12 protein-coding genes are annotated in these 9,874 nt (G+C 71.1%); 6 read left to right on the plus strand and 6 right to left on the minus strand.

Going from position 1 to position 9,874, the window contains the following annotated elements; translation table 11 throughout:
• Positions 1-66: 66 nt before the first annotated feature.
• Positions 67-450, plus strand: coding sequence for a DUF2237 family protein (locus V7Z97_RS01440; protein ID WP_334160909.1), 384 nt, complete (start codon positions 67-69; stop codon positions 448-450).
• Positions 450-1,151 (plus strand): DUF6624 domain-containing protein, encoded by a 702-nt coding sequence (locus tag V7Z97_RS01445; RefSeq protein ID WP_334160910.1) that lies wholly within the window; start codon positions 450-452, stop codon positions 1,149-1,151. Before V7Z97_RS01440 ends, V7Z97_RS01445 begins: the two co-directional genes overlap by 1 nt.
• A gap of 1 nt (position 1,152) precedes the next feature.
• Here V7Z97_RS01445 and thpR read toward each other — a convergent pair whose 3' ends face one another.
• Both thpR and V7Z97_RS01455 read right to left on the minus strand, forming a co-directional pair.
• On the minus strand, positions 1,153-1,689 hold the full coding sequence (gene thpR, locus V7Z97_RS01450) for an RNA 2',3'-cyclic phosphodiesterase (protein WP_334160911.1): 537 nt from the start codon (positions 1,687-1,689) through the stop codon (positions 1,153-1,155).
• A gap of 10 nt (positions 1,690-1,699) precedes the next feature.
• Positions 1,700-2,347 (minus strand): arylesterase, encoded by a 648-nt coding sequence (locus V7Z97_RS01455; RefSeq protein ID WP_334160912.1) that lies wholly within the window; start codon positions 2,345-2,347, stop codon positions 1,700-1,702.
• 194 nt (positions 2,348-2,541) lie between these two features.
• Here V7Z97_RS01455 and V7Z97_RS01460 point away from each other — a divergent pair, with 194 nt between their 5' ends.
• The gene (locus V7Z97_RS01460) at positions 2,542-3,294 is read left to right on the plus strand and encodes a Bax inhibitor-1/YccA family protein (protein WP_334160913.1); all 753 of its coding nucleotides are present in this window, start codon (positions 2,542-2,544) and stop codon (positions 3,292-3,294) included.
• Positions 3,295-3,378: 84 nt separating this feature from the next.
• A complete protein-coding gene (locus V7Z97_RS01465) occupies positions 3,379-3,885 on the plus strand; it encodes a GNAT family N-acetyltransferase (RefSeq protein ID WP_334160914.1) in 507 nt (168 codons plus the stop codon).
• Here the strand turns inward: V7Z97_RS01465 and V7Z97_RS01470 are convergent.
• The 3 genes from V7Z97_RS01470 to acnA form a co-directional block, all read right to left on the minus strand.
• Entirely contained in the window at positions 3,869-4,204 is a 336-nt protein-coding gene (locus V7Z97_RS01470) for a DUF2794 domain-containing protein (protein WP_334160915.1), read from the minus strand. The genes V7Z97_RS01465 and V7Z97_RS01470 overlap by 17 nt on opposite strands.
• 299 nt (positions 4,205-4,503) lie before the next feature.
• Positions 4,504-5,199, minus strand: coding sequence for a DUF1223 domain-containing protein (locus V7Z97_RS01475; RefSeq protein WP_334160917.1), 696 nt, complete (start codon positions 5,197-5,199; stop codon positions 4,504-4,506).
• Between the two features lie 99 nt (positions 5,200-5,298).
• Positions 5,299-7,989, minus strand: a complete 2,691-nt coding sequence (gene acnA, locus V7Z97_RS01480; RefSeq protein WP_334160918.1) for an aconitate hydratase AcnA — start codon at positions 7,987-7,989, stop codon at positions 5,299-5,301.
• Between the two features lie 174 nt (positions 7,990-8,163).
• Between acnA and ccmA the strand changes: the two genes are divergently transcribed.
• Together ccmA and ccmB are read left to right on the plus strand one after the other, a co-directional pair.
• A complete protein-coding gene (ccmA, locus tag V7Z97_RS01485) occupies positions 8,164-8,766 on the plus strand; it encodes a heme ABC exporter ATP-binding protein CcmA (RefSeq protein ID WP_334160919.1) in 603 nt (200 codons plus the stop codon).
• Positions 8,763-9,428, plus strand: coding sequence for a heme exporter protein CcmB (gene ccmB / locus V7Z97_RS01490; RefSeq protein ID WP_334160920.1), 666 nt, complete (start codon positions 8,763-8,765; stop codon positions 9,426-9,428). Before ccmA ends, ccmB begins: the two co-directional genes overlap by 4 nt.
• Here the strand turns inward: ccmB and V7Z97_RS01495 are convergent.
• Positions 9,421-9,873: a nuclear transport factor 2 family protein gene (locus V7Z97_RS01495; protein WP_334160922.1), complete on the minus strand. Its 453-nt coding sequence runs from the start codon at positions 9,871-9,873 to the stop codon at positions 9,421-9,423. The genes ccmB and V7Z97_RS01495 overlap by 8 nt on opposite strands.
• Between the last annotated feature and the right edge of the window lies 1 nt (position 9,874).

Genomic DNA, 9,874 nt, shown 5'->3' on the forward strand with positions numbered 1-9,874 from the left:
GGGCTCCTGTGACCGGCGACATGGGACGCGTGGCGGAGCCCCCGTCTTACCGGCTAGACTGGGCGAATGACCACACGCTACGACCCGCGCGCGCGCAACGTCCTGGGCGGGGAGCTGAAGCCCTGCTCGACGGAGCCGATCACCGGCTACTTCCGCAACGGCTGCTGCGAGACCGACCACAACGACTTCGGCATGCACACGGTCTGCGCGGTGATGACCGCGGAGTTCCTGGCTTTCTCCCGATCGGTCGGCAACGACCTCTCGACGCCCGTCCCCGACGCCATGTTCCCGGGGCTGAAGCCCGGCGACCGCTGGTGCCTCTGCGCGCCGCGGTGGAAGGAGGCGCTGGACGCCGGCGCCGCGCCGAAGGTGGTTCTGGAGGCCACCCACGAGGAGACCCTGGCCATCGTGCCGCTCGGCGTCCTCAAGGACCACGCCGTGGAGGCGTGATGCGTGTCTGGGTCGGGATTGTCGCCGCCGCCATACTCGCCGCGGCCCTTCCGACGGTGGCGCAGCCGGCCCGGCCGCCCTTTCCCACGCGCCCCCTGTCACCGGCCGGCCAGGCGCTTGCGGACGACTGGCGCGCTAAGGTCGACGCCGTGCGGGCGGAACTGGCGGCGCTGCCGCCGCCGGCCTCTGTCACCGAGCACCTCGCGCGCCGAAACCGGCTGCAACGGGAAGCGCGACTGGCGCTCTCGCCGATCTTCCCGGCGCCGGCGGAGGAGCGCGGCTGGATCCTGGCGCTCGTCTGGAACGAGCTGGCGGTGATCGACGACGACAACACCGACGCGCTGAAGCGCGTGATGCCGGCCACCGGTTGGTTCGCCGACCCGGAGCTGAGCCACGAGGCGTGGGACATCGCCCAGCACGCCAACGACTGGGAATTCCAGAGGGTGGTGCTGACCCGCGTCGAGCCGCTGGCGGGGCGGGGGGCCGTAAGCGGCTCCGACTTCGCGAAACTCTACGATCGGGTGGCGCAGCGCGACGGGCGGCCGCAACGCTTTGCGACCCAGGTCTCGTGCAGAGCCGGGACCCTGGGGTTCGGAGATGTCGAGGATATTGATCGGGTCGACGCGTTTCGCGCCGCGGTGGGCCATGCCGAAACGCTCGTGGAGACGCGCGCGCGTCTGAAGGTCGGGCTGCCCTGCTAGGTCACCCCAGAGGGTACTCGGCCTCGAGGCGGTAGGCGGAGCCGTCCTTGGTCTGGTGGCTGGAGTAGAGGCCGAAGCGGTCGACCCAGATGCCGGGGGACTTGAGCAGGTTGTTGGCCTGGACCCAGGCGCCGACCTCCGCAGGCTCGGGCCGGCGCAGGTAGGCGAGGGTCACGTGCGGGCGGTAGTGGCGGCTCTCTTCCTTCAGGCCGGCCCGGCGGGCGGCGGTCTCACAGGCCCGGGCCAGGTGGCGCAGCTCGGCGCTCTCGCGCACGCCCGCCCAGACCGCGTGAATGTCGGGGCCGTCGCCGAACGAACCCGCGCCCTCCAGCCCGATTTCGAAGGGCCGGCCGCCGACGGCCGAGAGCTCGGTGTCGAGGTCGCGGGCGATGTCCTCGCGCAGGTCGCCGAAGAACCGCAGCGTGACGTGAAGCGCTTCCAGCGGACGCCAGCGGGCGGCCTCGATCCCCTGCTGGCGGCGGACGAGCGCCCGGCCGATGTTCTCGGGGATGGCGATGGCGGCGAACAGGCGGACCATGCCCGCCTCCTTACCCCGCGCGCAGGCCCTGCGCCACGAGGGGCGCCAGCCGCCGCGCGATCAGGGTGACGCCGGCGGCGTTGGGATGGATGCCGTCGCGCTGATTGAGGTCGGGGTTGAGCGCCACTCCCTCCAGCAGATCGGGCAGGAAGAGGACGCTGTGTGTCCTGGCGACGCTGGCGAAGGCGCCGTTGAACTCCCGGGCGTAGGCGCCGCCCAGCAGGGTCGGCACGCGCACGCCCGCCAGGACGACGGTGACGCCGCGGCCCTTCAGGCGGCGCACGATGCGATCGAGGTTGGCCCGCACCGCCTTCGGCTCGGCGCCCAGCAGGAGGTCGTTGCCGCCCAGCGCGACGACGCAGAGGTCCACGTCCCGGGGCACGGCCCGATCCACGCGCGCTGCGCCGCCGGCCGTCGTATCGCCCGTCACGCCCGCAGGGACGACCCGCGCCGGCTGGCCGATCCGGGCGAGTTCGGCCTGCAGGCGCGCCGGCAGGGCCTGGCTGGCGGGCAGGCCGTAGCCCGAGGTGATGGAATCGCCCAGAACGGCGACCCGCCGGGCGGGCGCCGCCCCGGCCCTGGAGCCGAGCGCCGGCGCGAGGGCGAGCGCGGCGCCGGCCGCCAGGAGACCGCGGCGGGTCGGGAGAGAAGAGACCATAAGGCCCATGTAAGTCCGTGCAGATATACGCCAAGCCCCTGCGTCAATTGCGTTTTGCTGCACCCGCGAAGAGCAGAGTTGCTGCAGAATTTTTCGGAACGCTTTACGCCCCAAGGCCTTGCTTAGACCTCGCGCGGCCCCGATATTCCGGGCTGCGTCCAATCCGGACGGACTAGACAAGGGCTTTGCCTCTCATGAGCGACTTCAACCGCGGCTACGCGCGCTCGATCCCCGCGGATCGCGCCGACATGTCGGTGGACGCGGGTCTTCGCAGCTTCATGCTCGGCGTCTACAACAAGGTGGCGCTGGGCTTGGTGGTCTCCGCGGCTCTGGCCTTCCTGACCGGCCAGTTCGAGCCTGTGCGGGACATCCTGTATCGGACCACCGCCGACGGCCGGCTGATCGGCTACACCCTGCCCGGCATGATCGTGGCGTTCGGGCCCCTCGCCGTGATCCTCTTCGGCATGTTCGGGATGCGCAACGCCACCCCGAAGACCTCCGGCATCTTCTACTGGACCATCGTGGCGCTGATCGGCGCCAGCCTGGGTGCGATCACCCTGCTCTACACCGGCGCGTCGATCGCCTCGACCTTCCTGATCACGGCGGCGGCCTTCGGCGGGCTGAGCCTGTTCGGCTACACGACGAAGAAGGACCTGACCGGCTTCGGCAGCTTCCTGCTGGTGGGCCTGATCGGCCTGATCATCGCCTCGGTCGTGAACATGTTCCTGCAGAACTCGATGATGCAGTTCCTCATCAGCGTGCTGGGCGTGTTCATCTTCGCGGGCCTGATCGCCTTCGACACCCAGCGCCTGAAGATGCAGTACTACGAGCTGGGCGGCGACCAGGCGGCCATGGGCGTTGCGACCAACTACGGCGCGCTCAGCCTCTACATCAACTTCATCAACCTCTTCCAATTCCTGCTCGCGCTGTTCGGCGACCGCCGCTAAGCGCCACGGAACCTGAGGATCTTCGAGCCCCGGCGGGAAACCGCCGGGGTTTTTCTTTGCCCGCCGCGGGGCTAGAGCTTCGCCATGGTGGAGCTTCGCACCCCGCGCTTGCGCCTTCGCCGCGCCCGTCCCGACGACCTCGAACCGATGCACGCCGTGCTCAGCCACCCGGTGGCCATGCGCTACTGGTCAACGACGCCGCACGAGGACCTCGCCCAGACGGAGGCCTGGCTGGCGGACATGATCGCCACCGACGGCGAGGACTTCGTGATCGAGCGGGAGGGCCGGGTGATCGGCAAGGCGGGCTGCTACAGCCTGCCGGAGGTCGGCTACATCCTGCACCCCGACGCCTGGGGCCAGGGCTTCGCTTCGGAGGCGCTGGGCGCGGCCACCGCCCATGTCTTCGCCGCCCGCGCGGTGGACCGCCTGACCGCCGACGTCGATCCGCGCAACGCCGCCTCGCTCGCCCTGCTGAAGAAGCTCGGATTCGCCGAAACAGGCCGGGCGGCCCGCACCTGGCTGATCGGCGGCGAATGGTGCGACAGCGTCTACCTGGCCCTGGACCGGCCGGCGACTATTCCACGACCCTGAAGCGGCCCTTGTCGAAGAAGCGCAGCACCTGCTCCAGGTCATGGCCGCGGCGCAGGATCATGCCGCCCTCGCCGATCACCGCCCAGGCCCCCTGCCGGCGGGCCAGCGCCGGGCGCTTCTCAACCCGGTAGACGGGCTGTTCGGCGGCCCGCCGGAAGACGGAGAAGATGGCGGCGTCGTCGAGGCCGTCGATGGCGTAGTCGCGCCACTCGCCCGCCGCCACCATCCGTCCGTAGAGGCGCAGCAGGCGCTCCAGTTCGCGCCGTTCGAAGAAAACCCGCCCCTGGCGGGGCGCCGCGTAGGGCGGATCGAATGCCATGGACCTGAAGCCTAGACCGAATCTTCCAGGGATGGCGAGCGCAAGCCGCGGCGGCAGGTTCCCGACCCGGACCTCCGGCGCCGCGCGCGCCGTGAAATGACCTTATTTCGGTCCCGCGAGAGCCAGATGCGCCCCGTTTATAGGGGGTGTCGGTTGGACAGAGCCCGGTGGTCCCGGATCCTGAACAGCCCCCCCAGCCCCCCTGGATCGGCGGACCTGGCCAACCGACACACTACATCCCCCCCTATACGAACCCGCGCGGGCATCTCCAGCCGCGCGGGTTCTTGTTTGCGTGGGGATCAGGCCTTCGGCTGGGCCACGGCGACGATGCGGCCGCCCTTGGCCGCCTGCACCACGAGCGCGGTGGCGAGGCCGTCGTCTTCCGTCGCGGGGATGCGGTAGGCGGTGGGCCGGCCGCGCCAGGCGCCCAGCCGGTGGATCTCCCGAACCACGTTGCGGTGCGTGATGGTCTGGCCGCGGTTGTCGCCGCTCTTCACCGCCACCTCCTGCTCGCGCGGATCGTAGCGGATCAGCCAGACCTCGGCGCCGCCGCGCGGGACGCGGCCGGAGCCCACGTCCACCCGGCGCGGGCTCATGAACTGGATGTCCGGCGGATCGCGCGGCGCGCGGGCCGCCTCGCGCAGGAGCTGCTCGACCCGCTCGGTGCGCAGGCCGGCCGCCTGGTCGCGGCCGTCGATCACCACCTGGGGCGTATAGGGCTCGCGCAGCTTCAGCTTGGCGACATAGGCCTTCTGCCGCTCGGCGAACTCGGGCTCGGCGAAGGTGTCCTCCCAGCCGAGGTAGTCCCAGTAGTCGACGGGGAAGGTGAGGGCGAGCACGCCCGGCCGCTCGGCGAGCCTGGCGACGAACGCATTGGCCTCGCCGCAGGAGGCGCAGCCCTGGGCCGTGAACAGTTCCACCACCACCGGCGGCCTGGCGGACGCGGCGACGGGCAGGGCGAGCAGCGAGAGGGCGACGAGCGCGGCGATCCGCATCGGGGGGAACTTACCCGGAGTTGAGCGGCGGCCAGGGTTCAACAAGGCGTGAGGAGCGGCGGGCGGTCCGAACATGGTCGTGACCGCCCGCCCCGTCCCCTAGGCCTGCGGCCTGGCCAGGCTGCGCAGGACGTAGTTCAGGACGCCGCCGTGCTTGAAGTACTCGAGCTCGGTGGGCGTATCGATCCGGCAGCGGACCGGGAAGCGGGCGATGCGGCCGTCGCTCGGACGGTACATCTCCACGATCAGCTGCTTGCGCGGCGCGAGGTCGGTGAGGCCGCGGATGGTGACGATCTCCTCGCCGGTCAGGCCGAGCTTGTGCCAGCCTTCCTGGGTGAACTGCAGCGGCAGCACGCCCATGCCGACCAGGTTCGAGCGGTGGATGCGCTCGAAGCTCTCGGCCACCACGGCGCGGACGCCGAGCAGCTTGGTGCCCTTGGCCGCCCAGTCGCGCGACGAGCCGGTGCCGTATTCCTTGCCCGCGAAGACCACCAGCGGCCGGCCCTCGCCCTGGTAGCGCATGGCCGCGTCGTAGATCGACATGGTGTCGCCGGAGGGGAAGTGCTTGGTCACCCCGCCCTCGATGTCGGGCGTGATCTTGTTGCGGATGCGGATGTTGGCGAAGGTGCCGCGCATCATCACTTCGTGGTTCCCGCGGCGCGCGCCGTAGGAGTTGAACTCGCTCGTCGGCACCTGGCGCTCACGCAGGTAGACGCCCGCCGGCGAGGTGGCCTTGATCGAGCCGGCCGGCGAGATGTGGTCGGTGGTGATCGAGTCGCCGAAGACGCCGAGGACGCGGGCCTCGACGATGTCCGTCACCGGCGACGGCTCCATCTGCATGTCCTGGAAGTAGGGCGGGTTCTGCACATAGGTGGAGCCCATGTCCCAGGCGTAGGTCTGGCCGCCGGCGACCTTGATGCCCTGCCAGTTCTTGTCGCCCTTGAAGACGTCGGCGTAGCGCGTCGCGAACATCTTGTTGGTCACGTGCTTGCGCTGCAGGGCGGCGATCTCGGCCGAGGTCGGCCAGATGTCGCGCAGGTAGACCGGCTTGCCGTCCTTGCCCTCGCCGAGCGGCTCGTTGGCGAGGTCGAGCTTCATGGAGCCGGCCAGGGCGTAGGCCACCACCAGCGGCGGCGAGGCCAGGTAGTTGGCGCGCACGTCCGGGTTCACCCGGCCCTCGAAGTTGCGGTTGCCCGAGAGCACGGAGACGGCGACCAGGTCGTTCTTGGCGATGGTGTCGGAGATCGCCTCCGGCAGCGGCCCGGAGTTGCCGATGCAGGTGGTGCAGCCGTAGCCCACCAGGTTGAAACCCAGGGCGTCCAGGTGCTTCGTCAGGCCGGCGGCCTTCAGGTAGTCGGTGACCACCTGCGAGCCGGGCGCCAGCGAGGTCTTCACCCACGGCTTCACCTGCAGGCCCTTTTCCACCGCCTTCTTGGCCACCAGGCCGGCGGCGATCAGGACCGAGGGGTTGGAGGTGTTGGTGCAGGAGGTGATGGCGGCGATCACCACGTCGCCGTTGCCGAGGTCGAAGTTCTCCTTCTCCACCGGATAGCGCTCGGCCAGGCCGTCGGCCTTGCCGAAATCGCCGGCCAGGGCGGCGCGGAACTCGGCGGCCGCGTCGGTGAGCAGCACCCGGTCCTGCGGGCGCTTCGGGCCGGCCAGGGAGGCGGCCACGGTGCCGAGGTCCAGTTCGAGGGTGTCGGTGAACACCGGATCGGGATCGGCCGCGTCGCGCCAGATGCCCTGTTCCTTGGCGTAGGCCTCGACGAGCGCCACGCGGTCGGGATCGCGGCCGGTGGCCGTCAGGTAGGCGATGGTCGCCTGGGTGACCGGGAAGAAGCCGCAGGTGGCGCCGTATTCCGGGGCCATGTTGGCGATGGTCGCTTGGTCTTCCAGGGTCAGGTGCGCCAGGCCCGGGCCGTAGAACTCGACGAACTTGCCGACCACGCCCTTCTTGCGGAGCATCTGGGTGACGGTGAGCACGAGGTCGGTGGCGGTGGCGCCTTCGGGCAGAACGCCGTCGAGCCGGAACCCGATCACCTCGGGGATCAGCATCGGGATCGGCTGGCCGAGCATGGCGGCCTCCGCCTCGATGCCGCCGACGCCCCAGCCCAGCACGGCCAGGCCGTTGACCATGGTGGTGTGGGAATCGGTGCCGACCACGGTGTCCGGATAGGCGACGGTCACGCCCTCGTCGTCATTGGTCCAGACGGTCTGGGCCAGATACTCGAGGTTCACCTGGTGGCAGATGCCGGTGCCGGGCGGCACCACGCGGAAGTTGTTGAAGGCCGAGGAGCCCCAGCGCAGGAAGCGGTAGCGCTCCATGTTGCGCTCGTACTCGCGCTCGACGTTCTGCTGGAACGACTTGGCGCCGCCGAAGTAGTCGACCATCACCGAGTGGTCGATGACGAGGTCCACCGGGTTCAGCGGGTTGATCTTCTCGGGGTTGGCGCCGAGGTGGGTCATGGCGTCGCGCATGGCGGCCAGGTCCACGACCGCCGGCACGCCGGTGAAGTCCTGCATGAGCACCCGCGCCGGGCGGAAGCTGATCTCGTGCTCGACGGCGCCCTTGTTCTCGAGCCAGGCGGCCACCGCCCTGAGGTCCTCGGCGCCGACGGACTGGCCGTCCTCGTTGCGCAGCAGGTTCTCCAGCAGCACCTTCATCGAGATCGGCAGGCGGGAGACGCCCGAAAGTCCCGCTTCCTCCGCCGCGCGGAGGCTGTAGTAAGCATAGGTCTTGTCGCCCACCACGAGCTCGCGGCGGGTTTTCAGGCTGTCTACGGACGCCATATGGGAGATCCTCTCTCTGTTCCCGGCCGCCCCACGTCTGACCCAGGGATCGCGCGTCTTTGAAGGCGGACACACAGGTTCCGCCCCCGCGCGGCGTACGTCCCCCGGGGCGACGGCGGCCGGGCGCTTCATATGCCGAACCGCCTTGCGCGTCCATGCAGCGGAGGGTTGCGAGTGATTCGCACCTTGGAGCTGCGCGGAGTCTCGGTCCGCCGCGGCGGACGGCTGCTGTTCGAGGGCGTCGACCTGACGCTGGCCGCCGGCGAGGCCAGCGCCCTGACCGGCGCCAACGGGGTCGGCAAGACCAGCCTCTTGCGGGCGGTCGCCGGCCTGGTCCGGATCGAGGCCGGCGAGGTGGCCTTCGGCGGGACCGAGGCCTCGGAAGCGCGCGGGGCGGGCCTGCACTTCGTCGGCCATCACGACGGACTGAAGCCCGCCCGCACCGCCCGGGAGGAGCTGGAGTTCTGGACCCGCTGGTGCGGCGGCGCCGACGCCCAGGCCGAAGACGCTGCGGAGGCCCTTGAGCTCCGGCCCCTGCTGGACCTCGAGATCCGCCGGCTCTCGGCCGGCCAGCGGCGACGCGTGGCGCTGGCCCGGGCGCTGGCGGCGCCCCGGCCGCTGTGGCTGCTGGACGAGCCGCTGAGCCCGCTCGACGCCGGCTGGCGGGCCCGCTTCGGCGCCCTGATGCAGCGCCACCTGGACGGCGGCGGCCTGATCCTGGCGGCCGTCCACGATCCCCTGCCGATCCCGGCCCGCAGCCTGGAGCTCTCAGCGTGAGCCGGCTCTTCACCCTGATCGCCCGGGAGACGGCGCTGGCCTGGGGAAGGGGCGGCGGACCGCTGGTGGCCGTGGGCTTCTACGCCGGCGTCGCCACCCTCCTGCCGCTGGCGATCGGGCCGGAGCCCGACCGGCTGGCCGCCGTCGCGCCGGGGCTCGCCTGGGTGGCCCTCGCCCTGGCCTCCCTGCTCTCCCTCGAGCGGCTGTTCGAACGTGACTACGAGGACGGGGCGCTTGATCTGCTGGTGCTGTCGCCGGTCCCCCTGGAGCTCACCTGCGCGGCCAAGTGCCTGGGCCAGTGGCTGGCGACCGGCGCGCCGCTGGCGCTGGCCGCGCCTGTGGCGGCCATCGCGCTCGGAGCCCCTCCGGCCATGGCGCCGCTGATCTTCGCCTGTGCGCTCCTGGGCGGGATCGCCTTCGCCTTCGTGGGCGGCATCGGGGCGGCGCTCAGCCTCGGCGCCCGGCGCGGCGGCCTGCTCACCGCCGTGATCGTGCTGCCGCTGTTCACCCCGCCGGTGATCTTCGGCGGCGGGGCGCTGGACGCCTTCGCCACCGGTGTCCCGTGGCAGGCGGGCTTCGCGCTGCTTGGCGCCTATGCGCTCGCCGCCCTGGCGCTGGGCCCGGTGGCCATGGCGGCGGCCTGCCGCAACGCCCTCAGCTAGCCGGGGCGGTCCGCGGCTTCGGGTGCCACAGGGCGTTGACGATCACCCACCGCTCGCCGAACCGGCCGAGGTGGAAATAGTCCACGAACCAGGGCGTCTCGACCCGGGCGACCGCGGCGTCGCCGGTGACGTCCAGCACCTTCACCGAGCGGCTCCACTGGTCCCTGGGGGTCTTCAGCACGCCCTGGCGGGTGAGCTCCACGAGCTCCTCCTTGGTCATCCGGCGCAGGCCGAGCGGCTCGTCGGGGTCGCCGATCTCCACCGCGCGCTTGGAGAGGTCCGGGTGCAGGGAGCGGGCGACACGAGCGGGATCGCCCTCCAGCTGGCCGTCCACATAGTCGTAGGCGACCGCCTCGATCGCCTTCACGTCGGTGGGGCTGGGGGCGGGGCTGGGGGCGGGCGGGGCCGCGGCGAGCGCGGCGGCGGCGGCGAGGGCGCTGAACAAT

It is taken from the genome of Phenylobacterium sp., assembly GCF_036821595.1.
In the GTDB taxonomy this organism is placed as follows: domain Bacteria; phylum Pseudomonadota; class Alphaproteobacteria; order Caulobacterales; family Caulobacteraceae; genus Phenylobacterium.